A 23,980-nucleotide genomic window follows, 5' to 3' on the forward strand; every position below is an offset into this window, starting at 1 on the left:
ACTTCTACTGCTGAGTCCGCGCCCGGACATCGCCGAGCCGCCGGGTGAGGTCGGCACCGATCTTGCCGATGTACGGTTCGTCGACGATCGAGAGATGGTCACCGCCGATGTGGATGATCTCGAGATCCTCCACGACCTCACCCCATCGGCCGTCCTCGTCGATCTTGGCCCACTGCGGCTCCAACTCGATTGCGCCGTCGTGCATCTTGTCAGCGCGGTAGAGGATCACCTTGCCGTCATAGGCCGTCGGTTCGATGTTGGTGAGGGCACGGTTGTCGAGGAACGACGTGCGCTGATGCTCGATGATGCCGCCGGGGATCTTGGTGCCCGACATCGACATCATCTCCATGATGATCTGGAACTGGCCTTCGTCGTCGGCCTCCACCAGCCGATCCATCGGGATCGGGACGTCGTCGTCGAGATCGTAGGTCTTGACGGCGAAATCGCGCCAGCGCTCCAACCGCGCACGCTTGGTGTCCGGTGTCTCGACGACCGGCTCGGACGGGCGCACCACGTCGATCAACCCGACGAAGCTGACCTCCTCGCCCGCCTCGCGCAGCACCTGCGCGCAGCCGTAGGCCAGCGCGCCGCCGAGCGACCACCCGATCAGGACATACGGCCCGTGCGGCTGGATCTCACGCAGGCGCGGCATGTACTGCCGCACACGCTCTTCGATGGTGCCCTCGACCCGGTCGAAGCCGATGACCGGCTGGTCTTCCGGAAGGCGTTTCAGAAGGGCCTCGTACGCCGCGGTGTTACCGCCGGCCGGATGGAACAGCAGGGCCGGGATCGGATCGCCCGCGGCGGGGTCATAGCTCTTCTTGCCGTCGACCAGGCGCAGATAGCGGATGAACCCGTCGGTGTCGGCACCGGCGTCGAGGAACTCGCGGACGTAGTTCGACATCTCCTCGATGGACTCCGAATCGAGGATGTCCTCGAAGTCGATGTCGCCGCCGGTGCGCTCGTTCAGCCGATCGGTGAGCTGTTGGGCCACGTCCTCTTCCAGGACGGGCAGCTTGTTGAACACGCCGCCCGCGGACTTCTTGGTGACGACCGCGTACACACCGAAGGTCAGCCGTTCGGCCGCGTCGCGCGGCGGGACGCCGGAGCCCGTCGCGTCGGCGACGGCCTGCTGCGAGCTCAGATCGGTGTCGGCAGCGGGGGTCTCGATACGCTCCTCGCTGCCGCTCGTCTCTACTCGACCAGCGGAAATGGACGCATCCTCGCTGCCGCTCGTCTCTACTCGACCAGCGGAAATGGACGCTTCCTCGCTGCCGCTCGTCTCAACCCGACCAGCGGAAATGGACGCTTCCCCGCTGCCGCTCGTCTCAACCCGACCAGCGGAAACGGACGCTTCCTCGACGTCCCCCGCTCCCTGAGGAGCGAGCTCGCGAGCGTCACGAAGGGCCTCCTGCGCCGGCTTCGAGTTCTCCGCGTCGATCAGCGCGTTGAGCGCGGCGGTGTCGAGATCGCCCTGCCCCTCGGCGCCCTGGGCGAGTTGGGCCACCTCGTCACGATGCTCGACCGCGTAGGTGACGAACTTGACCACGTCGGCGAGGTTCGCCTGGCGCATCGCCTGCAGTTGCAACTGCGGGATGTCGAACTCGAACTCGACCCGGTTCTTGATCCGGACCGCCATCAGCGAGTCGAGTCCCAGCTCGATCAGGGGGATCTCGCGCGGCAGGTCCTCCGGGTCGTATCCCATCGACTCACCGACGATGGTGGCGAGCCGATCCTCCACCGACTCACCGGACTCCGGGTCCCACGTGTTGCCGATGTCGTCGACGACCTCGTCCTCGGTGACGACCTTGTCGTCGGCGAAGACGGCCGCCGGGGAGACCTGATCGGCCGCTGCCGTCGGAGCCGGCGATTCGACGGGAACCGCGCCGCCGACCACCACTGCTTCCACGAGCAACCGGAAGTTCTTGTCCTGCTTGACGTGCACGGTCACCGACGCACCCCCGGGGTGCGGGCTCAAGGTGGTCGTCAGGGTGCCCGACGACGGCGTCTCGCCGTGGGTGACGACCGCGCCCACCGACACGTCGGCCATCACCTGCGCCGCCGCGGCACGGATCAGCTCACGGGCATCGGTGACCGCGGAGGCGTTGACCTCCCAGGCGTGGCGACCGTCGGGAAGTGCGACATGAGAGCCGGGCACCTTGCCGTTCGATCCACCCGACGACAGCTCCGCCTTGAGCCAGAACTCCTTGCGGTCGAACCGGGTACGCGGGATGTCGCCGAAATCGCCTGTGCCGAACAATGATCCGACGTTGACCGGATGTCCGTGCACGTAGAGCTTCATCAGGGCGTTGACGAGACCGAAGCTCTCGTCCTCCTTGCGACGCAGGGTCTCGATCAGCTCGGCGTCGTGCAGGCCGGCCGAGAAGGTCACCGCGGCAACAGAGATGAGCACGGCCGGGTTCGGCGACAGCTCGAGGAACGTGCGGTGCCCGTTCTCCACCGACTTGGCAATGGCCTGGCTGAACCAGACGCTGTGCCGCAGGCCCTTGGTGAAGTAGTCGATGGTGTGCACCGGCTCGTGTCCGGGACGGTAGAACGTCTCGCGGTCGACGGAGCTGTAGAGACCGACGGTCGGTTTCAGTGGCTCGATTCCGGTGAGCTCGTAGGCGAGTTCGCCGAGCAGCGGGTCCATCTGCGAGGTGTGGCTGGCGCCCTTGGTCTGCAGTTTGCGACCGAGCTTGCCCTCTTCCTCCGCACGCGCGACGATCGCGTCGACCTGGGACTCCGGCCCGCCGATCACGGTGTGCGTCGGTGCCGCGTAGACGCAGATCTCCAAGTCGGGATAGTCGGCGAGGACGTCGTTGATGTCCTCGGCGCTGTACTCGACCAGCGCCATCAGGCGGATGTCGTCGCCTTGCAGCATCGACTCGCCCTCGCCCATCAGACGCGAGCGCTGGCAGATCACCCGGGTGGCGTCTTCCAGCGACAGGCCGCCACTGATGTAGGCGGCCGACGCCTCACCCATCGAATGCGGCACCAGCACACCGGGTTCGGCGCCGAAGTGCCGCAGGGTGTCGGCGAGTGCGACCTGGATGGTGTAGATGCCGACCTGACTGGTCTCGATGCCGTAGGTCTGCTCGTCGTCGACGAACATCTCGGCGATCGAGTAGCCGAGCTCGTTCTGCACGTACTCGTCGACGCGGTCGACGTACTTGGCGAACACCGGGTTCTCGGTGTAGAGCTGCTTGGCCATCTTGCGGTGCTGCGAGCCGAAGCCGGACAGCAGCCACACGGCGGATGCCGCGTCGGGCGAATCCGCCACGTACACCAGCGGATTGCTCTTTCCGTCGGCGATCGCGCGGACACCGGTGATCGCGTCCTCGTGGGTGCGGGCCATCACCACCGACCGTGACCGGCCGTGGTTGCGATGCGCCAGTGACCGCCCGATGTCGGCGAGCGGAGTGGCTTGTCCGGCATCGGATTCCAGCCACTCCAGCAGGTCCGCGGCGGCCTTGCGACGCCGCGACGGCAGGAAGCCGGAGATCACCAGCGGCACCACGGAACCCTCGGCGGCGCACGGGGCGAAACCGGCGGCCGGGTCGGTCACGACCTCCTCTGCGGGAGCATCGTCCTGCTTGGCCGCCGCGGCGAGGATCGCACGCTCGGCCTCGGTGAGGTACTCGTCGTCGTCGAGATCGAGGTCGGGGTCGTCGGTGGGCTCCGCGGGTCTCGATACGGTCGCTCCTTCGTCGCGGCTTACTCGACCAGCGGAAGGGGCGGAGGGATCCAGATCCGACGGCAGCACCTCACGCACGACGACGTGGGCGTTGGTGCCGCCGAAACCGAAACCGGAGACGCCGGCGATGGCGTTCCCGGAGTAGCGCGGCCAGTCGGCGGCCTCGGCCACCACCTTGAGTCCGGTGGCGTCGAACTGGATGTAGGGGTTGGGGCCCGAATAGTTCAGCGACGCGGGGATCTTGTCGTGTTGCATCGACAACACGACCTTGGCCAGTGCACCGGCGCCGGCTGCGGACTCCATGTGCCCGAAATTGGTCTTCGCGGAGCCGAGCAGCGCGGGTGCGCCGACGACGCGACCGCGGCCGACCACCCGGCCGAGCGCGTCGGCCTCGATCGGGTCGCCGAGGATCGTGCCGGTGCCGTGCGCCTCGATGTAGTCGACGGTGCGCGGGTCGATCGCGGCGTCGGTGTACGCGTCGCGCAGCACCTCCACCTGGGCTTCCGGGTTGGGCGCGAACAGCCCGTTGGAGCGGCCGTCGGAGTTCACCGCGGAGCCGGCGATGACGGCGAGCACATCGTCACCGTCACGTCGGGCGTCGGCCATCCGCTTGAGCACCACGAGTCCGCCACCCTCGGCGCGGATCATGCCGTCGGCGTCGGCGGAGAACGCCTTGATGTGGCCGTCGGAGGCCTGTGCGCCGACGTTGTCGAAGCCGAGCGTGACAGCCGGGGTGATGATCATGTTGACGCCGCCGGCGAGCGCGACCTCGGTCTCACCCGAACGCAGGCTGCGCACCGCCTGATGGACCGCCACCAGCGACGACGAGCATGCGGTGTCGATGGCGATCGACGGGCCGTGGAAGTCGAAGAAGTAGGAGACCCGGTTGGCGACGATGGAGGTGGCCGTACCGGTCAACGCGTATGCGGCGGTCTCCTGGGCGCCCTCGCCCAGTCCGAGCGTCGCGAGCATCTGATAGTCGTTGGTCGAGGTTCCGATGAACACCCCGACCGGACCGCCCTTGAGGTCACTCGCGGGGATGTGGGCGTGCTCGAGGGCCTCCCAGGTCAACTCGAGAGCGAGACGCTGCTGCGGGTCGACCATCTCGACCTCGCGCGGGCTCATCTGGAAGAAGTCGGCGTCGAAGCCCTTCACGTCGTCGAGGTAGCCACCCCGCACGTTCGACGACTCGATGATCTCGGCGATCCGCGGGTCCGACCGGAACTCGGTCCAGCGGTCGTCGGGCAGATCGGTGATGCCGTCGACACCGCCGATCAGCGCATCCCAGGTCGACTCCGGCGTCGCCCCGGCCTTCGGGAAGCGGGTCGCCAGACCGACGATGGCGATGTCGTCGTCGGCGCTGCGGTCACGCTGCCAGAAGGTGTCCGCACCGTCGTCGAGGCCCTCGTCGGGATCGCCCTCGATGATCCGCTTCGCCAGCATCGCGATGGTCGGGTGGTTGTAGGCGGCCGTCGCGGTGAGGATGACGCCGGTCTTGTCCTCGACGTCGGCGGCCAGTGCCACCGCGTCCCGGGACGACAGCCCGAACTCCTCCATCGGCCGGTCGTCGGAGATCTGATCAGCCGGGATACCGGTGGCCTCCGACACCCAGGAACGTAGCCAGTCACGCAACTCGGCGACGGTCAGATCGCCGGCTGTCTCCCCGGCGGTTCCGGCGGTTGGGTTGGTGGACTCTTCGGTATTCAGTTCAGACATCGCTTCCAGACTACTGTTCGGGGTTTATTCGGCGTCCGGGAACGCGGTCTGCTTGTAACCGCCGCGCAGGCTGCCGTCAATGTAGGCGGTACGGGTGGCCCGGCGGGCGATCTTGCCGCTCGAGGTGCGGGGAATCGATCCGGCCGGGACCAGCAGGATGTCGCGGGCCATCACACCGTGGCGGGCCGCGATGGCGGCGCGCACGGTGTCGGCGATCTCCTGCGGGTCGTGACGCTTGCCCGGGCCCCGCTCGGCCACGATCACCAACTGCTCGGAGGCGTCGTCGGCGTCGAACTTCAGACCACTCGTGGACTGCTCGAAGACGACGGACGGCAGCTGATTCGACGGCACCGAGAACGCGGCCACGAATCCCGGACGCAGGCTCGAGCTGGCCTCCTGGGCGCTGTATTCGAGATCCTGCGGGTAGTGATTGCGGCCGTCCACGATGACCAGGTCCTTGACGCGGCCGGTGATGTAGAGCTCGCCGTCCAGCCAGACGCCGTAGTCGCCGGTACGCATCCACGTCGCATCCGGCCCGGCGCCCTCGGTGTGGCTGCCCTCGGGGAGCTTCACCTCGATCGTGTTGTCGAAGGTCTCTTCGGTCTCTTCCGGCTTGTTCCAGTAGCCGGCGCCGATGTTGAGGCCGTGCAGCCAGATCTCGCCGACGTGGCCGTCCGGCTGCTCGGTCGAGGTGTCCGGATCGACGATCGCGGCCCACTGGCTCACCGCGACCTGACCGCACGACACCTGCGCGACGGCGTTCGGCGCGTGCTGGTCGACGACCTTGAACTGACCGGCGTTGAGTTCGTCGCGGTCGACGTAGATGACCTTGGCCTCGTTCTCGCGCTGTGTCGCGGACACGAAGAGCGTGGCCTCGGCCATGCCGTAGCAGGGCTTGATCGCGGTCTTCGGCAGGCCGTACGGCTCGAATGCGTCGTTGAACTTCTTCATCGAGCTGACCGTGACCGGTTCGGAGCCGTTGATCAGGCCGATGACGTTGGACAGGTCGAGTTCCTCGCCCGGCTTCGGCAGCCCACGGACCGCGGCGTGCTCGAACGCGAAGTTCGGCGCCGCGGCGTAGGTCTCCGCGCCGTCGCTGGCCGCCGCGAGTTCCTTGATCCACCGGCCCGGGCGCCGGACGAAGGCCTGCGGGCTCATGATGGTGATGTAGCGGCCGCCCAGTGCGGGCAGGATCACCGTGAGCAGCCCCATGTCGTGGAACATCGGCAGCCAGGTGACGCCGCGCGCGTTGCGGTCGATCTCGATCGTGTCGTAGATCTGCAGGACGTTGGCGGCGACGGCCTGGTAGGTGATCTCCACGCCGGCGGGCACGCGGGTGGAACCCGAGGTGTACTGCAGGTAGGCGACCGTGTCCTTGTTGTGGTCCTTACCGGCGACCGGCGCGACCCAGCTCGACCCGACCGAATCCGGTACCGCGTCGACGGCGATGACCCGGGGACGCTCCTTGGCGGGCAGCGGCTTGAAGAAGTCGCGGACGGCCTCGGCGGACTTGGTGGAGGTGAGGATCGCCGTTGGCTTGCAGTCGCCGAGGACGGCGTGCAGGCGGTCGGTGTGGCCGGGCTCGTCCGGCGAGAACAGCGGAACCGCGATGTTGCTGGCGTAGAGCGCGGAGAAGAAGCCGATCACGTACTCGAGCGACTGCGGCGCCAGAATCGCCACCCGATCGCCCGGCTTGGTGACCTGTTGCAGGCGTGCGGCGACCGCGCGCAGGCGCTTTCCGAACTGGGCCCAGGTCAGATCCTGGGCCTCGCCGTCGCGCTCGCGGCTGTAGTCGATGTAGCGATAGGCGAGGGTGTCCGCCTCCTCGCGCACATTGCGTTCGACATAGTCGACGAGCGTGGCGTCCTCGGTGAAATGCAGTTGTCCGTTCTCATCGAGGAACTGCTCAAATTCTGTGTTCAGCATCCATTACTCCTGTGGCCCCCACGTGGACCGCGCCTTCCCCCGAACCGTCGACACTCCCCCGATATGCCACGGCCTACGCCATCCACGCCCGTCGGTACTACCGCGGTCACGGTAGTCCAAATCGTTACCTGTTCGAAAAACTCATCATCGTCAACTGCACCTTCACACTCCCGCAATCCGGACATGACGCACTTCTCGCAAGCGGTTCAGGCCCGTTCACCTCGCCTTATGCGGTCAAGCCGTCGGCAATCCTACTCTCCCTTGAGAAGCTGGATGACGGGCGCGAACGCATCCATCTGGGTCGGGAAGACGCCGACGTAGGACATCGAGGTCCGACGCCGCACCTCACGGATCTGATCGGCGATCTCCTCGAACGTACCCATTGCCAGGTACGGCGAATGGAGGACATCGTCGACGGTGAACTCGGCGTCGCGCTCGATGTTCGGCGGGTACCCCTGGTCGAGCGCCTTGAGGGCCATCTCGGCGGTCGCCTCACGGTCGTCGGTGATGACGATGACCGCGATCGTCCAGTTCAGTTCGATGTCGTCGAACCGGTCCCCGGCCGCCTCACGGATGGCCTCGACGCGTTCGGCGGTCTTGCCGATCGTCATGTCCGACAGCCGCATCTTGCCGTCCCGGGTGGTGCTCGGCGCGACGGAGATGATGTCGGCGTGCTTGGCGGCCAGTGCGAGCATCTTGGGTCCGCCACCGCCGACGGCGATCGGCGGCCGCGGGCCCTGCCGCGGTCGCGGACTGCCCTCGAGTCCGTTGATCTGATAGAACTCGCCCGCGAAGTCGACCGTCTCGCCCCGCATCAGGCCGTCGAGAACGGTCAGCGCCTCGTCGAGGCGGCGGATGCGTACACCCGGCGACTCGAACTCGATGCCCGCCTTGACGAACTCCTCTTTCATCCAGCCCGCGCCGATACCGAGCTCGAGGCGCCCTTTGGACAGCACGTCGATGGTGGTGGCCTCCTTGGCCAGCAGCGCCGGGTGACGCCACCCGTTGGCGAGGACCGACGTGGCAAGACGGATGGTCGTGGTGGCCTGGGTGAGCGCGCCGAGCGCGGCGATCGGACCGACCTGATTGCCCAGGTGGTCGGGCACGGCGAACGTGTCGTAGCCGTACTCCTCGGCGGTCTGCGCGAGCTTCACGAACTTGCGGGCGCCACCCTCGTCCTTGTTGCCTTCACCGCCGGCGCCGAACCGGAACTTGCGCAGGTTCCCGGTTTCGCTCATCAACTGTCTCCTCATGCGCGTTCGCGCTCGTCGTGGTGGGCACGCGCCCGATCGCCCCCACACGTTAATGCAGCGTCAGGGCACCACCAAACGAATCGTGGACAGAACGTGACCGGCGACCGACAACGCCACAATTGGGACCTTTGACCCAGTCCCGCGCCGCTGTGGGCCTAATTGTGTTTCGGGTGTGGTGCGTTCTGGATCACGTCGTCGGCCCAGCCGTACATCCATTGGGTGGCGGTGGTCCCGTCCAGCGACCAGTATCGCGGCGTCGCGTAGAGGGCGTGCACCGGGTTGTTGATGGCTCCGGCGAGCTGTCCGACCGCGCCGATCGGGTTGGTGACCGACGGCGAATCACAGATGAGATCGCCTGGCGCACAGATTGACTCGACACGGTCGCGGAGCTCGCCGAAGCCGCCGTCGCGGGGACCGGTCATGGTGATGCCGGGCACCAGCTTGCCCATTCCGGCAAGCGCGACCTCGGCTCCGACACCGTCGGGAGACGGACCGATGTCGTTCTGTTCGCCCGGCTGTCGACGACCGTCGGCGATGAGTCCGACGCCCAGGACGAGGTCCTGATCGGACGGATCGAGCACCCCGCGGCCGTTACCGATGTTGCTGGCGAGGTCACCGGCGATGACCGCACCCTGGGAGAAGCCCATGATGACGTAGCGCGTCAGCGGGCAGTTCTTGTTGGTGGAGATGATCTTGCCTGCCGCCCGCTTGTATCCCTGCGTGCGTGAGACGTTGTAGTCGGCCTGCCGGTCGCCGAGGTTCGTCGGATTCCGGAACTGCGCGATGTAGGGCACCGTGTAGACGCTGGTGCGCGAGGACGGGTACTGGTCGGCCAGCTCGCTGGAGATCCGCAGCATCAGGGAACGCGGATTGGCGGTCGGGTTGTATGGGTCATCGCCCGCCGATGACTCCCAGGTGCCCGGGATCACCAGGGTCAGCACATCCGGGCAGTCGGCCGACTGGGCCTCGGGACGCTCCTTGCTCGGAGTCGTCGTCGACGGTCCCGGGCCGATCGGGATGCGGGGCGGCCCCGGCTGCAGCAGGACGATCACCAGCACCACGATCAGGATGATCGCGAGGATCGCGAGCAGGCCGAGGAAGATCAGCAGTCGTGGCAGTCGCCGCTTGGGGCGCTGCATTCTCCGTGCACTCACGTATCAGCAGTAGTGCTCGTCAGCAGCTTTGATGACCTTGTCGGCCTTGGCGTTCGCCTCGGCCACCGTCTTGGTGCCCGGGCCCACGGAGGCGGTGACGAATGCCTTGACGGTCACCGGGTCGGTGCCCTTGCGCCGCTCGTTGCACACGTATTCGGCCATGGTGAGTGCGACGGAGTTGTCGGTGTCGCCCATGAAGGTGACGTTCTGCGACTTGAGGGCGGCGAGATACGCCTGGCCCTTCGCGCCCACCTGCTGGCCGTTCGGGCCGGGGAAGCTCTTGGGGACGTCGGTGCTGGGGTCGGGTGCGGTGGCCGGCAGCGCGGTGCCGACGGACTCGGACTGCTTCTGCGCCTCGGTCGACGTCGGCGCGGCGGTCGCGCTCGACGTCGCCGACTGGGCGGTCGTCGAGTACATCGAGGTGGTGGTGACCGGATTGCTCGTGATGGGGGCGGTCGCCGTCGAGTCGTCGGCACACGCCGACACCGAACCCAGCGTCAGCGCGAGTCCGGCCCCGGCGATCGCGAGTTGCAGCAGCTTTCTGGTCATCGTCACTTTCCTCATCGCGCCCGGACGGCGTCCTCGTCGACTGCCGCCCCGGCCCACACACACGGGCTGCGGTGGGACTCGCCGCTCGACGACCCACCTGGCGTCAGGCTACAGCCTCGCGAGGTCGCCCCACGCGCAGCGACCCGCCCGACCAGCGGAAACGTCGCGATTCCTCAGCGAAGTTTCAGGCCCGACGACGGCTGCGCTCAGTTTGGCTCCGAGACGCCGCCGCGGGCCCCAGTCGGGACGGGCGGTCACTTGGTGACCTTGGCCCCGTCTTTCGCGGTCCAGACGATCTTGCCGTGCTGGAAGGTGTTGAACCGGCCCTTGCCGTCACGGGTGGGCAACTCGTCGCTGGTGGGCAGACCCAGCTTTCCGCCGGGACCGCCTGCCCCGACGTAGGCCCCGCCGATGCCGCCGCCGACGATCTTCGGGCCCTTCGGTCCGGTGATGATCCGGCCGCCACGGAAGTCCTGGGCCTTGCCGCCCGGGACCCCGTAGACGGGGGTCAGACACTCGCCCAAGGTCGATTTGTTGGGTCCGTAGGTCTTCGGGAACCCGGCGCGGCAGGCCGGGTGGTCACCGTTGAGGCCGAGCGCCGCGGCCGCCTGCGGCCACGACTGCTGCATCTCGAACTCCCAGTAGGGCCAGGTGTGGGTGCCCGACGGCCGATAGACCGCCTGCCCCGGGATGCCCAGCTGGTTCAGCTTGATCGCGAACTGTTGCGACGTGACGCGACTGAGGATCTCCAGGCCCACGCCGGAGTAGTTGGTGGCGAGCATCGGGATGTCGGAGGGCTTGTCGTGGGGGCCCACCATGCCGTTGCCGGAGGAGATGTAGAGGCTGGTGCCGCGCAGCTTGTCGGCGAGCAGATACGGATCGTGTTCCTTCCACGCCGGATCACTCGGGGGACCGAACATCTTCATCGAGTCGTAGCCGCCGCCGTCACGCAGCGCGAACTGGATCGCCTGCGGCATGCCATAGGAGGTCATCTGCAGGATGCCGGAGTACGACGCCACGTACTTGTAGAAGCCGGGGTTGCGCGCGGCCAGTATCACCGCCGCGGAACCACCCATCGACAGCCCCTGGATGCCCCGCACGTCCGTGGACCGCCACTGCCCTTCCAGGATGGGCGGGAGCTCCTGCTGCAGGAACGTCTCCCACTGGTAGTTCTTGCCCTTGTCCGGTTCCTTCCAGTTCGTGTAGAAGCTGGATTCGCCGCCGATGGGCAACACCACGTTGACGTTCTTGTCGCGGTAGAAGTCCTCGATGTCGGTGTTGATGATCCAACCGCTCTGGTCCTCCTGCGCCCGCAGCCCGTCCAGCGTGATCAGCTGCGGGAACCTCGCTGTCGGCTTGGACCACCAGTCCCGCGCCAGCAGGATCTGCACCTGGATGTCGGTGTCCATCGCCGGGGAGTGCACCCACAGGGCCACGCGACGATCGGAGTACCAGAAGGTGTTGGTCACCCGGGCCGGCTGATTGGTGGCCGCCACGGTCTTGGCCGCAGGCGGCGCGGGCGCGGCAGGCGCCGCGGGGGGTGCAGCAGGCGCCGGGGGTGCGGCAGGCGCCGGGGGTGCGGCAGGCGCCGGGGGTGCGGCAGGCGCCGGGGGTGCGGCAGGCGCCGCGGGGGGTGCGGCCGGGGCACCCGGCTGCGGTGCCGGTGCGGCGCCGGCAGGCACCCCTGGCGCCGTGACGACGAGCACCGCCGCGGCAGCACCTGCCAGACCCATCGCGACACGACGGGGGGCCGTCATGTCGCGTCCCCACCCACCGCGCGTCTGCGGACTACGGACAACTCGCCAGTTCACCCTCGGGACTCCTTCACACCACCTGAGCAACACGGCGTTCAACCAGGTGAGTGTGTAACTCTTTCCCCAAAAGTCACAGCAGCCTCACAAACAACAGAACGCCCTACGTGTTTCTTACACGTAGGGCGTTCTGTTTTGCGTGCGCCACGCTGTTACGCGTGGGATTTCTGTGACTGCTGTTGCGTGGTCAGGCGTCCGACCGGCGCAGGGTCAGCGGAAGAACCCTCGGTTCTTCGCGTTCCACAGCATGTCCTGCCAGTAGCCCCAGGCGTGGGTGCCGTTGGCGTCGTAGGTCATGACCGGCAGTCCCTGCAGCGCCGCAGCCGCCTCGAAGGCCTTGGCCTGCGTGAACGCGAGCACCTCGAGCGTCGAACCCTTGAACAGGTCGTCGAACACGTTGGGCAGGGCGTTGTACTGACCGAACAGACCGTTGCCGGAGCCGACGAAGATCTTCATCCCGTGCATGCGGTTGATGTTCATGAACGGATCGTTCTGAATCCAGCGCGGGCTCCACGGCGGGCCCCACATGCAGTCGATGTTCCACGGCTTGGGATCGACATCGAACATCGCCAGGCGCAGCGCGGCACGCATGCCCGGTGCGTTCAGGAAGTTGTAGCCCGACAGCGATGCGGCGCGGTCGAAGTTGCGGCGGTTCTGCGCACCGATGACGAGTGCGGCGTTACCGCCCATCGACAGACCGGCGATCGCGTACTTGCGGCCGGCACCGACCCGGTAGCCACGCGCGTCGAGTGCGCGGACGAGGGTGTTGGTGATGACGCAGTTCCACTTGTAGGTGTACTTCTGGCCGTTGAAGTTGCTCGGCGCATCCCAGTCCGAGTAGAAGCTGGCCGGACCACCGATGGGCTCGACGACGTTGACGCCGGAGCGCACCATCTCCTGGACGTTGGTGTTGATCTCCCAGCCGCTGTAGTCGTACTGGGCGCGCATACCGTCGAGGAGGATGACGGTCTTGTAGTTGCCCGGACGCTTCCAGGCGCGCACCTTCACGTTCGGCATGCCGCAGCCGTTCACATAGAACTGCTCGCGGCCGACCGACGTGCCCCCGATCCGTGCGTCGGCCTGTCCGGCACCGCCGACGACGCCGGCGAGTCCGATCACTGTCGCGATCGCGATGAACGCGGCGATGTACCGGTTGTGCGACCGGCCGGTCATCCGTGGCGTGGCAGAAGCTTCACGCATCGACTGATTTCTCCCTCTGTCATCCACCGGACCAGGGAAATCCTCCCCGATCCGCCGGATCCGTTTACGACACCCGGCCGCTGTCCTCCCCCGAACCGATGCCGCGAGCGAGGCGAAACCGCTCGCGCAACAGCCGATATTCGGCGTTCGGCACCGTTTCGGGAGCCTATTGCATACCCCCAACGCTGACAAACCATGTGATTGCACTCACACTCGCTCGTCAGCGAAACGTTATGTGGCCAGAGCCCGGGTGCCCTGGTCACGTTGATCTATCGACCAGGTCGGCGCGAACGTTACCGATTCGAGATGTTTCCGGGCAAACCGGCAGGGTTTACCCCGCTCAGCGTGGGTTGATGCGGGGTGGCATCTGCAGCCCACACCGCGCGATCTCGTACTCGGGGTCGCGTTCGATCCGATAGTCGGTGAACTTGAAGGCCTCTTTGAGGTTGAGCTTGAACCGCTCGAACGTCCACGGCGCCTCGAACGACTCGAATCGGGACTTCGTCTCCTTGCAGGTCAACGCGACCTGGGCCTCCCGGACCGTGTCCTCGTCGAGATAGCCGGGAAGGACCGGTTTGCGCGGATAGGCGCCGGCCTCGGCCACCACCCACTCCGACGGCAGGATCTTGTCGTGCCCGATGCGGCCGTCCTCGAGGCGTTCGGTGTGCGCGGCGAGCGGATAGGCGAGTCCCATCTGATCGATCACGCGGACGTCGAGCGGCGCATTCATGCTCGTCATGCCGAGGTTGAGGAAGTACACGGTCAGCTTGCGCTTGTCGGGCGCGATGTTGCCGGGCAGCTTCGCGATGTACCACTCGTCGTAGTTGAACGACGGGAGGATGACGCCGCCCTCGTCGTGGAACTTGTCGATCCACTCCACCATCGCCCGGACGCGCGGATAGTCGAGGTAGTCCTCGGCGGTCACCGGGTTCTCGTTGCCCATGTTGGTGACGTAGAAGCGGCGTTCGTCGACGATGCCGCTGCGGCCGATGTCGATGCCGGCGTTCGGCAGGACGTTCTCGTGGACCACGACGGCCCAGACCACCGTGGTCACCCACATCGCGCTCAACAGCAGTGAGCCGACGAGTTGCAGGCGTGTCCGACGCCGACTGTCGCCGCGATCGGGGGTTCCGTCGGCGCGATCGAGGGTTCCGTCGGCGCGATCGAGGGTTCCGTCGGCGCGATCGAGGGTTCCGTCGGCGCGATCGAGGGTTCCGTCGCCGCGATCGAGGGTTCCGTCGCCGCGATCGGGGGTTCCGTCGCCGCGATCGGGGGTTCTGTCGAGGTCAGGTTCGTCGGTGTCGGTATCCCACGACGGGCGGTCGCCGGCGGCGTCGTCGGCGGTGCGGGAGCGACCAAAGGCCTCGCGGAGATGGGCCGGGATCGTCACCGGCAGCACCATCAGCGGCAGCAGGAGCGTGAACAGTGGCACCAGCAGCACGCGGCCGTGCATGAAGTCGCCACCCTGACGGAGCCAGTAGATGCCGCCGATCAGTCCGGCGACGAGGAAGACCACGACCACCGCGGTCGGGGTCTGCAGGGCCACCGACCACCGACCCAGTCGGGACGGCAGGTTCGTGTCGGACTCGGCGGCATCAGTACCGGCGGCATCAGTACCGCCGGCGTCGGGATCGGCACCCTCGGCAGCACGTCGCTGCCGCGCCAGGCGATGACCGCCGGCGATCATGATCCCGGCGATGATCGCGAGGATCACCGGTAGCAGCAGGGCGTAGGGGCCGAAGAAGTTGCCCAGGTAGACGAAGCCCTGATGCCACTTGGAGCCGCTCGCGTCCTTGGCGACCGCAGGGTTCGGTACGAGCAGCGCGTAGTACCCCATCCGGAAGATCTGATAGCCGACCGGCAGCACCGCGGCGGCGACGATCATCGCGATCCGCATCTTCCACGACGTCGGGGCCAGCACCACCATCACCAGCACCAGGCCGCCGAGGATGGTGAGCTCCGGTCTGATCAGCGGGGCCAAACCCGCGGTGAACGCCAGGGTCACGGTGGCCGCACGCTGCCAGGCCGTCGCGCTGCGTCCCGGTCGGCGGCTCCACGCCACCAGCTGACACCACAGCACGGCCACCCAGAACACACAGAGACCGTTTTCCAGTCCGCTCGTCGCGAAGTCACGGGCGGGCGGCAGGGCGATGTAGACGATCGCGCCGAACGGCAGCAGCAGTGTGAGTCCGTCGCCGGTGATCCCACCGAGCCGCGTGCGATAGAGGCGGGCGGTGCCGTACATGGCGATCGGGATGGCCGACACCGACAAAACCAGCGCCACCCACAGGGCGACGTATTCGAGCTGACCGTCGGTCACCCACGCCCAGAACCACAGCAGATAGGTCCACGCGGTCGAGGTGTTGGCCTCCACCCGCTCGCCCGCGTTGAACACCGGACCGTTGCCGGCGAACAGATTGCGCAGCGTGCGCAGGACGATGAGTCCGTCATCGGCGATCCAGCGCCGTTGCCAGACCCCGATCGTGAAGAAAGTGGTGACGGTGACCGCGCCGATGAAGAAACTGATGGCCGGAACCCACTGCCGGGGGCCCCACGCCTTCAGCCCACGCCCGGGACGCTTCGCGGCATCGTCCGTGCTGTCGACGGAGTCGGAGATGCTGTCGGCAGATTCCTCGGCGTTGGTGACGTCAGTTGACTGCATAGACCGCGACACCCACGCATACTATCCAGGCGACGGCGAGCAGCTGCAGCACGCGGTCGCCGAGCGCGATCTCCTCGGGTTCACCGGCCTGGCCACCGTCGATGTCGACGGCGTAGCGAAGGATGGCGATGGTGAACGGCACCATCGAGACGGCGTACGCGACGTTCGTGTCGTGGCCGGAGTTCTTGTCGAAGGCCCACAGTCCGTAGAAGATCACCACGGCGGTGGCCGACAGCGTCCAGACGAAGCGCAGATAGGTGGTCGTGTAGTACTGCAGCGCCTTGCGGATCTTGGCGCCGGTGCGTTCGGCCAGCTGGAGCTCGGCATAACGCTTGCCTGCGGCCATGAACAGCGAGCCGAACGCCATCACCAGCAGGAACCACTGGGACAGCGCGATCTCGGCCGCCACACCACCGGCGATGGCACGCAGCAAGAAGCCCGACGACACGATGCAGATGTCGATGACCGGCTGATTCTTCCACCCGAAGCAGTAGCCGAGCTGGATGCCGAGATAGATCGCGATGACCACCGCGGTCTGCCAGTTCGCGACGAACGAGACCGCGAGGGAGGCCACCGCGAGGACCGCGGCGAGTCCGTAGGCCGTCGGCACCGGCACCACTCCCGCGGCGATCGGACGGAACCGCTTGGTCGGGTGGTTGCGATCGGATTCGACGTCGCGGGCGTCGTTGATGAGATAGATACTCGACGCGACCAGGCAGAACGCGACGAACGCGATCGCGACGGGTCCGAGCACATCCCCTTCACCCACGCTGCCCGCGGCCAATGGCGCTGCCAGGACGAGGACGTTCTTGACCCACTGGCGGGGGCGGACGGCCTTGATCAGACCGGTCGCCAGATTCTTCGGCGGTGCCAACACCGGTTCGTGCTCGATCGGCTCTTCGCTCATGTCCTCGGGCTCATCTCGTTCCTGGCTCGCGTCTTCGCGACGGTCGTTGGCGATGGGCGGGTCTACTACCCGCGATCGTTTGTCGCGAACAGTCTGTCACCCGCCGCGACGGCGGCCGCGCTCGCCGCTCCGATCGCCGCCCCCGCGAGGACATCGGTCGGGTAGTGCACACCGAGGACCAGTCGCGACACCAGCATCGGCGGGACGATTGCGGCGGGCAGCACCGCCGGTGGAAGCCCGGCAGCGCGACCGATGAGGATCGCGGCCGCGGTCGTCGAGGTGGCATGCGACGACGGGAAGCTCAGTCGGCTCGGCGTGGACACTCCCACCGTGATCGAAGGATGGTCGGGGCGGGGCCGGCGCACCACACGTTTGATGATCACCGAGGCCGCGTGCGCGCCGAATGCGCCGACACCGGCTTCGATCCACCGCCGCCGGGCTTCGGTGTCCCCGCGCCGGTGCGCCCACGCGGCACCCGCGCCGGCGATCGCCAGCCATCCCAGAGAATGTTCACCGAAGTGGGAGAGGCCCCGCGCGGCCGGGACCGCGCCCGGACGATCCACGAGGGCCGACTGGATCCGTACCAGGGCGTCGGCTTCACCCGACGCCGGTGCGATCTGCTCAGTCGATTCCGAAGACACGCGCCCAACTCTCCTGACTCGTCAGTTCCTGGTGCTTGTCGCGATAGGTCTCGCGCAACGTCGGGAACCGGTCCTTCAGCTCACGGACCAGCGACGCCGACTCCTTGGCCAGGGCGATCATCTTGTCGCGGTCACGCTTGCGATAGACCACACCGCGGCCGTCGGCGGTGGTGACGGTGACGCCGTCGACCCGACCGAGACTGAACCAGCGCGCCTCGACGGGCGGGTAGTTGGCCTGTGGCACCTCGTGGTGGCGCGGGTCGGCCGGGCGGGCGTTGCGGGCCATCGCCGCGGCCAGTGACTTGAGTTTCGCGACCTTGCCCTCGGGGACGTTGGTGCCCAGGTGCGTCGCCTGACCGCTCGTGCGCGGCAGCTCGGTCGCCGACGGCAGGACCACGGCGTCCGGATACTGTTTGCGCATCTCGGCGATCTTCGGCAGCGCGGTCGGCAGCAGACTCCGGATGTGGTCGGGTCCGGCAAGGAAGTCCCGGATGGCCTCGTTCTGGATGGCCACCGTCGAATACTCCAGGCACAGAAGATGTTTCGCCGTCGCTTTGACCATGGATTTCAGGATGCCGTCGATCGGGCCGTCCTTGGTGAGCGACGCCACCACGAGCCGGTTGCGCAGATGGAAGTACGCCTGCCAGTCGATGGCGTCGTCCTTGTCGCTCCACGCCATGTGCCAGATGGCGATCCCGGGCACCGTCGCGGTCGGGTAGCCGGCCTTGGCCGCGCGCAGCGCGAACTCCCAGTCGTCCCACTTGATGAACAACGGCATGGGCAGGCCGATCTGTTCGGCGCACTCCCGCGGGATCATGCACATCCACCAGCCGTTGCCCTCGACGTCGATGCGCCGGTGCAGGTTCTTGGAGTTCTCCCGGTCGCGCAGAGGGTATTTCGCGAAGTTGTGGTCGTATTCGACGAAGGGCGCGGCCGTCCACATGAACTTGTCGCGGTTGATCACCTCGCCCATGCAGTGCAGGTGGCTGCGGTCCTGCAGGTTGAGCATCTGCCCGCCGACCAGCATCGGCGTCTTGGCGAACCGCGACATGGCCAGAGCCCGCAGGATCGAGTCGGGCTCGATCATGATGTCGTCGTCCATGTACAGGACATACGGAGAGTCGGTGCGCCGCAACGCCTCGTACATGATGCGCGCATATCCGCCCGAGCCGCCGAGGTTGGGTTGGTCGAAGATGTTCAGTCGATCGCCGAGCGCGGCGGCCGCCTCGGTGTAGCCGGGGGCGTCGACCACCTTGCGGGTCCCCTGGTCGGGCATCATGACCGCGTCGATCACCTCGTCCACCAACGGATCCGAGGTCAATGCTGCCAGCGCGCTGACCGCGTCGTCGGGCCGGTTGAACGTCGGGATGCCGACCGTGACCCGTTTGGTGTCATCCCCGGTGGGGCTGTCGATGGCCGCATACCAACCGGCGGCGACGATCTCGGTGTCGGTGTCGGTGGTGATGTCGAACCAGATCCAGCCGCCGTCCTCGAACGGACCCAGGTCACATTCGAATTCGATGACGCCGCGGCCGGATTCGTCGGTGGTGATCAGGTCGCCGTCGACCGCAATCCGTGAGCCGTCGATCTTGGACCGGTAGATGTCCACGCGTGCGGTCCCGATGACCTCGACGCGCAGCACGACCGAGGTCAGGATGCTCCAGCGGCGCCAGTAGGCCGCGGCGAACGCGTTGAAGTAGGTCTCGAAACTGACCTCCGACTCGGCGCCGAGCACGACCGAGGTGCGGCTGGGGGCGTGTGCCCGTCGCGGATTGTCGCCCGACTCCACGAGATACAGGGAACGGACGTCGATGGGCTCACCCGGGCGCGGCAGGATCACCCGCTGCAGAAGGGTTTTCGCCTTCGACGCCGGTCCGGCATCGTTCGACGTGGTCTGCGCGTCGGTCACGGTCATCTACTCCGCCTCTTCGTTTCGGCCCGCTCGCTTGGCTCCCGGTGCCGGTTCACCCAGGGGCACACCGTCGGTGAGGTGCGGCGCCAGGGTGTTGTCGAACATGGTGAGCGCGCTGGCGATCGCCATGTGCATGTCCAGATACTGATAGGTGCCCAGTCGCCCGCCGAACAGCACGTTGTTCGCCGCGGTCTCGGCTTGTGCCAGATCGCGATACGCGGCCAGCTTGGCGCGGTCGTCAGGGGTGTTGATCGGGTAGTACGGCTCGTCGTCGGCATCGGCGAAACGGCTGTACTCGCGCATGATGACGGTCTTGTCGGACGGATAGTCATTCCGCTCCGGATGGAAATGGCGGAATTCGTGGATACGCGTGTACGGGACGTCGGGGTCGTTGTAGTTCATCACCGGGGTGCCCTGGAAGTCGCCGGTGTCGAGGACCTCGGTCTCGAAATCCAGGGTTCGCCAACCGAGCCGACCGGCCGAGTAGTCGAAGTAGTGGTCCAGCGGTCCGGTGTAGACGACCGGCGCGGATGGTGACGCGGCCCGCAGCTCGTCACCGACGTCGAACCAGTCGGTGTCCAGACGCACCTCGATGCGGTCGTCGGCGGCCATCTTCTCCAGCCACGCCGTGTAGCCGTCGACCGGCAGTCCTTCGTAGGTGTCGTTGAAGTAGCGGTTGTCGAAGGTGTAGCGGACCGGCAACCGGGTGATGTTGCCCGCCGGCAGCTCCTTGGGGTCGGTCTGCCACTGTTTGGCGGTGTAGTGCTTGACGAAGGCCTCGTAGAGGGGGCGGCCGATCAGACTGATCGCCTTCTCCTCGAGGTTCTTGGCGTCGGCGGTGTCGATCTCGGCGGACTGCTCCGCGATCAGTGCGCGCGCCTCGTCGGGCGTGAAGTAGCGGCCGAAGAACTGCGACACCAGACCCAGCCCCATCGGGAACTGATAAGCCTGTCCCTGATACATCGCGAACACCCGGTGCTGGTAGCCGGTGAAGTCGGTGAACTGGTTGACGTAGTCCCACACCCGCTTGTTGGAGGTGTGGAACAGATGCGCACCGTACTTGTGGACCTCGATGCCGGTCGTCGGCTCCGGCTCGGAGTATGCGTTGCCGCCGAGGTGCGGCCGACGCTCGACGACCAGGACCTTCTTGTCGAGCTGGGTTGCCGCCCGCTCGGCGATCGTCAACCCGAAGAACCCGGAACCGACGATGATCAGATCGAAAGACGCACCTGGGGTGCCGTCGACCCGACTGCTCGAGTCCTGACTATTGCCTGCCACGGAAGTTCAGGGTAACGGACCCACCCTGAGTAATCGCCGTGCACACGGCGCGGCCGGGGTGGGCCGGTGACGAAAATCCCGATCGCGGCTATCCTGGGTCATCGACCTGGAGCCCTTGGGTCCGAAACTCCATCGAAGATCGTCAGGGGCTGCTTGTGTCCGAAATCTCTCTTCCGCGCGACCGTTCCCCCATCGAGCGCGTAGCCGTGGTGGTACCCGCCCACGACGAGGAACGCCTCCTGCCCGCCTGTCTGGCCGCGCTCGAGGCCGCATCCGCCGAGGTGAACGTCGAGGTCACGGTGATGGTGGTGCTCGACGCGTGTACCGACTCATCGTCCCGGCTCATTCCGCCGACCGTCGCGACGATGTCCATCGCGGCGCGATCGGTCGGCGCCGCGCGCCGCGCCGGATTCGCCGCGCTGTTGAATCCCGACACCGACCCGCACACCTGGTTCGCGACGACGGATGCCGATTCCGAGGTGCCACCCGACTGGATCGTGTGCCATCTCGCATCCGCCGGTGCCGGGGCCGACGCCTTTGTCGGCACGGTCACGCCCAAGGACTGGGACACCTGGCCACCCGAGCTGGCACCCATGTTCGCCGAGCGCTATGGCGCCGACGAAAGCCACTACCACGTGCACGGCGCCAACCTGGGCTTCCGGGCCGAGCTCTACCGACGTGTCGGGGGGTTCGCGGCGCGAACCGGAGACGAGGACGTCGACCTCGTCCGGCGCCTGGCGTCGGCCGGCGCCCGGGTGCACCGCAGCTCTTGCTCGCCCGTGCAGACCTCGACCCGACGTGACGGTCGCGCCGACTCCGGCTTCGCCGCCTACCTGCACCGACTCGAGATCGTGAGTCAGGGGAACAACCGACGGGCGCGGGCGCAGGCGGAGGTGATCCGATGAACTGCGATGTCCCCGCCCTCGCCTTCCGCGTGGCGACCGAGAGCGGCCTCGACGTCCCGCTCCCTGCACGGGGTGAGACGGCGCAGCGGTTGCGGGTGCTGACCGATCTGTGTCACCGCGACATCTCGATGGGCCGGCTGGTGGAGGCCCACCTCGACGCCGACGCGATCCTCGCCGAGATCGTCGGCGAGCGGGTCGGCCCCGGCGAGTTCTGGGGCGTCTGGGCCGCCGAGCCACCCGAGCCGCAGGTCGTCGCCGAGAAGCGCGGTGAGGTGTGGGAACTCTCCGGGACCAAACCCTGGTGCTCCGGGGTCATCACGTGCACTCATGCGCTGGTCACCGCGCGCCAGGGAGATCAACGCGCACTGTTCGCGGTGGATCTGCATCAGAACGGCGTCCGTCCGGAACGCGGAGGTTGGGTGGCGACGGGTATGCGCGCGACCGAGACGGGCACCGCGCAGTTCGATCGGGCCGTGGCTCGTCCCATCGGGGATCCGGGCGAATACCTGGATCGACCCGGATTCTGGCACGGCGGCGTCGGGGTGGCGGCGTGCTGGCTCGGTGGGGCGCGCAAGGTGGCGGGCAGCCTCTACTCGGCGGCCGCCAAACGCCGCGACGACGACCTGGTGATGATGCATCTCGGGGCTGTCGACGCCCTGCTCGCCGACGGCCACGCGGTCCTCGAACACGCCGCGACCCAGATCGACATGGCCCCCAAGGACGAGGTTCTCGCACGACGGTTGGCCCACCAGGTCCGCTGGTCGATCGAACAGATCGCCACCGCGGTCATCGACCGGGTCAACCGTGCGCTGGGCCCCGCACCGCTGGTGCATCGCCGCGAACACGCGCAAGCGGTCGCCGATCTCGGCATCTACCTACGGCAATCCCACGCCGACCACGATCTCGTGACTCTCGGTCGACTGGCCGCCACGGAGGAACAACTGTGCCGATGACCGAACCGACCACCCGAAACGGCCTGGCGGAGACCCCGGTCGCCTCCGACGGCACCCCCGAGGCGGCGTGGCAGTGCTGGTTCGATGCCGCGAGTCCCTGGCCGACGGTCACCGTCGACGTCGAACGCCTCGTTGTGGTGGGTGCGCATCCCGACGACGAGGTCCTCGGCGCCGGCGGCATCATGGCCGCGGCCGCAGCCGCCGGAGTGGAGGTCGTCATCATCTGCATGTCCGACGGTCGTGCCTCACATCCCGGTTCCCCGACGCTGTCGCCCGAACAGCTGGCGGGCCGGCGCCACGTCGAGCTCGACACCGCCACCGAGTTGTTGGGGCTCGGCCGGCCCCGGTGGTTCGGGCTGACCGACGGGGCGCTGGAGCAGGCGCATCACACGATGGCGGGAATCATCGAGGCCGTGATCGACGAGAAACCCGACGTGGCGACCACGGTGCTGTCAGTCTGGTCACATGACGGTCATCCGGATCACGACGCGGTCGGGCGCAGTGCGCTCGAGGTGGCCCGTCGGCGCGACCTCCCGCTCTGGATGTATCCGATCTGGATGTGGCATTGGGCCGAGCCCGGCGACCCGGCCGTCCCGTGGGATCGGATGCGGACACATCACATCGATCCGGCGATACTCGCGGTGAAACACGCCGCGATCCACGCCTTCGACACACAGGTTCGCCCGCTGTCCGACGATCCGGCCGACGAGGCCGTCCTACCGCCGCACGTCCTGGCCCACCTCATCCGGCCGTGGGAGTTCGTGCTCGTATGACCGGGTCATCCGAATCGGGTGAGATGTCACGGCCGTTGCCCGACAGCTACTTTCACGAGATGTATGCGAACAGCGATGATCCCTGGGGATTCACCGATCGCTGGTACGAGCGGCGCAAGTACGCGCTGACCCTCGCCGCCCTCTCCCGCGAGCGCTATCACCGGGTGTTCGAACCGGGGTGTTCGATCGGCATCCTGAGCTCCGAGCTCGCGATGTTCAGCGACCACCTGCTGTGTATGGATCTGAGTCCGCGGGCCGTCGAACTCGCGACGCGGCGTCTCGCCCACGTCGGCAGTCGCGCGACGGTGACCACCGGCGACATCATGACCCATTGGCCGGACGGTCAGTTCGACCTGATCGTGCTCAGCGAGGTGCTCTACTATCTCCAGTCCGCCGACCTGCACACCGTGGTCGAGCGTCTGCACCGCTCGCTGAGCGCCGATGGCGAGGTGCTTGCGGTCCACTGGCGGCGCAAGGTGTCCGAGTACCCCCGATCGGGCGACGACGTCCACGACTTCCTGCTCGCCTCGTCACTGCACCATCGTGGCGGCTATCGCGACGAGGACCTGCGGCTCGACCTCTTCACCCGCGAGCCGGTCCCATCGATTGCGGCACGCGAAAATCTCGTACCCTGAGCTGTACG

Annotated in this window: 16 protein-coding genes; 4 read left to right on the forward strand and 12 right to left on the reverse strand. The window is 67.2% G+C overall.

All coding sequences use genetic code 11. The features are described from left to right. Window positions 1–4 precede the first annotated feature (4 nt). The 12 genes from pks13 to glf all read right to left on the reverse strand — a co-directional run bounded on the left by pks13 (window position 5) and on the right by glf (window position 20,706). Window positions 5–5,413, reverse strand: coding sequence for a polyketide synthase Pks13 (pks13, locus tag AC4AMJ_RS24020; RefSeq protein ID WP_489915178.1), 5,409 nt, complete (start codon window positions 5,411–5,413; stop codon window positions 5–7). Window positions 5,414–5,437: 24 nt separating this feature from the next. After that, complete coding sequence (gene fadD32, locus AC4AMJ_RS24025; protein WP_489898668.1) at window positions 5,438–7,339, reverse strand: long-chain-fatty-acid--AMP ligase FadD32; 1,902 nt, start codon at window positions 7,337–7,339, stop codon at window positions 5,438–5,440. 251 nt (window positions 7,340–7,590) lie between these two features. After that, entirely contained in the window at window positions 7,591–8,577 is a 987-nt protein-coding gene (locus AC4AMJ_RS24030; protein WP_489915181.1) for an LLM class F420-dependent oxidoreductase, read from the reverse strand. Window positions 8,578–8,747: 170 nt separating this feature from the next. Further along, window positions 8,748–9,731: a cutinase family protein gene (locus AC4AMJ_RS24035; protein ID WP_489918503.1), complete on the reverse strand. Its 984-nt coding sequence runs from the start codon at window positions 9,729–9,731 to the stop codon at window positions 8,748–8,750. Between the two features lie 18 nt (window positions 9,732–9,749). Beyond that, window positions 9,750–10,295 carry a DUF732 domain-containing protein gene (locus tag AC4AMJ_RS24040; RefSeq protein WP_489898665.1) on the reverse strand — a complete coding sequence of 182 codons (546 nt, stop codon included), beginning with the start codon at window positions 10,293–10,295 and terminating at the stop codon, window positions 9,750–9,752. A 254-nt stretch (window positions 10,296–10,549) separates the two neighbouring features. Next, window positions 10,550–12,052 carry an alpha/beta hydrolase-fold protein gene (locus AC4AMJ_RS24045; RefSeq protein ID WP_489915183.1) on the reverse strand — a complete coding sequence of 501 codons (1,503 nt, stop codon included), beginning with the start codon at window positions 12,050–12,052 and terminating at the stop codon, window positions 10,550–10,552. A gap of 264 nt (window positions 12,053–12,316) precedes the next feature. Then, window positions 12,317–13,306, reverse strand: a complete 990-nt coding sequence (locus AC4AMJ_RS24050; protein WP_489898664.1) for an alpha/beta hydrolase — start codon at window positions 13,304–13,306, stop codon at window positions 12,317–12,319. Between the two features lie 340 nt (window positions 13,307–13,646). Then, complete coding sequence (locus AC4AMJ_RS24055; protein WP_489915185.1) at window positions 13,647–15,968, reverse strand: arabinofuranosyltransferase AftB family protein; 2,322 nt, start codon at window positions 15,966–15,968, stop codon at window positions 13,647–13,649. Beyond that, a complete protein-coding gene (locus AC4AMJ_RS24060; RefSeq protein ID WP_489898662.1) occupies window positions 15,955–16,875 on the reverse strand; it encodes a decaprenyl-phosphate phosphoribosyltransferase in 921 nt (306 codons plus the stop codon). Before AC4AMJ_RS24060 ends, AC4AMJ_RS24055 begins: the two co-directional genes overlap by 14 nt. 65 nt (window positions 16,876–16,940) lie before the next feature. Continuing rightward, window positions 16,941–17,516: a phosphatase PAP2 family protein gene (locus tag AC4AMJ_RS24065; RefSeq protein WP_489898661.1), complete on the reverse strand. Its 576-nt coding sequence runs from the start codon at window positions 17,514–17,516 to the stop codon at window positions 16,941–16,943. Continuing rightward, window positions 17,497–19,431: a glycosyltransferase gene (locus tag AC4AMJ_RS24070; protein ID WP_489915187.1), complete on the reverse strand. Its 1,935-nt coding sequence runs from the start codon at window positions 19,429–19,431 to the stop codon at window positions 17,497–17,499. The genes AC4AMJ_RS24065 and AC4AMJ_RS24070 overlap by 20 nt, the downstream gene beginning before the upstream one ends. Further along, a complete protein-coding gene (gene glf, locus AC4AMJ_RS24075) occupies window positions 19,432–20,706 on the reverse strand; it encodes a UDP-galactopyranose mutase (RefSeq protein WP_489898659.1) in 1,275 nt (424 codons plus the stop codon). Between the two features lie 155 nt (window positions 20,707–20,861). Here glf and AC4AMJ_RS24080 point away from each other — a divergent pair, with 155 nt between their 5' ends. The 4 genes from AC4AMJ_RS24080 to AC4AMJ_RS24095 are packed head-to-tail and all read left to right on the forward strand — an operon-like array spanning window position 20,862 to window position 23,972. Beyond that, window positions 20,862–21,611, forward strand: a complete 750-nt coding sequence (locus tag AC4AMJ_RS24080) for a glycosyltransferase family 2 protein (protein ID WP_489898658.1) — start codon at window positions 20,862–20,864, stop codon at window positions 21,609–21,611. Continuing rightward, window positions 21,608–22,564 (forward strand): acyl-CoA dehydrogenase family protein, encoded by a 957-nt coding sequence (locus AC4AMJ_RS24085; protein WP_489915189.1) that lies wholly within the window; start codon window positions 21,608–21,610, stop codon window positions 22,562–22,564. The genes AC4AMJ_RS24080 and AC4AMJ_RS24085 overlap by 4 nt, the downstream gene beginning before the upstream one ends. Next, the gene (locus tag AC4AMJ_RS24090) at window positions 22,561–23,337 is read left to right on the forward strand and encodes a PIG-L deacetylase family protein (protein ID WP_489898656.1); all 777 of its coding nucleotides are present in this window, start codon (window positions 22,561–22,563) and stop codon (window positions 23,335–23,337) included. The genes AC4AMJ_RS24085 and AC4AMJ_RS24090 overlap by 4 nt, the downstream gene beginning before the upstream one ends. Then, window positions 23,334–23,972, forward strand: a complete 639-nt coding sequence (locus tag AC4AMJ_RS24095; protein ID WP_489898655.1) for a class I SAM-dependent methyltransferase — start codon at window positions 23,334–23,336, stop codon at window positions 23,970–23,972. The genes AC4AMJ_RS24090 and AC4AMJ_RS24095 overlap by 4 nt, the downstream gene beginning before the upstream one ends. The last annotated feature ends 8 nt before the right edge of the window (window positions 23,973–23,980 follow it).

The sequence above is a fragment of the Gordonia sp. LMA484 genome (assembly GCF_058129505.1).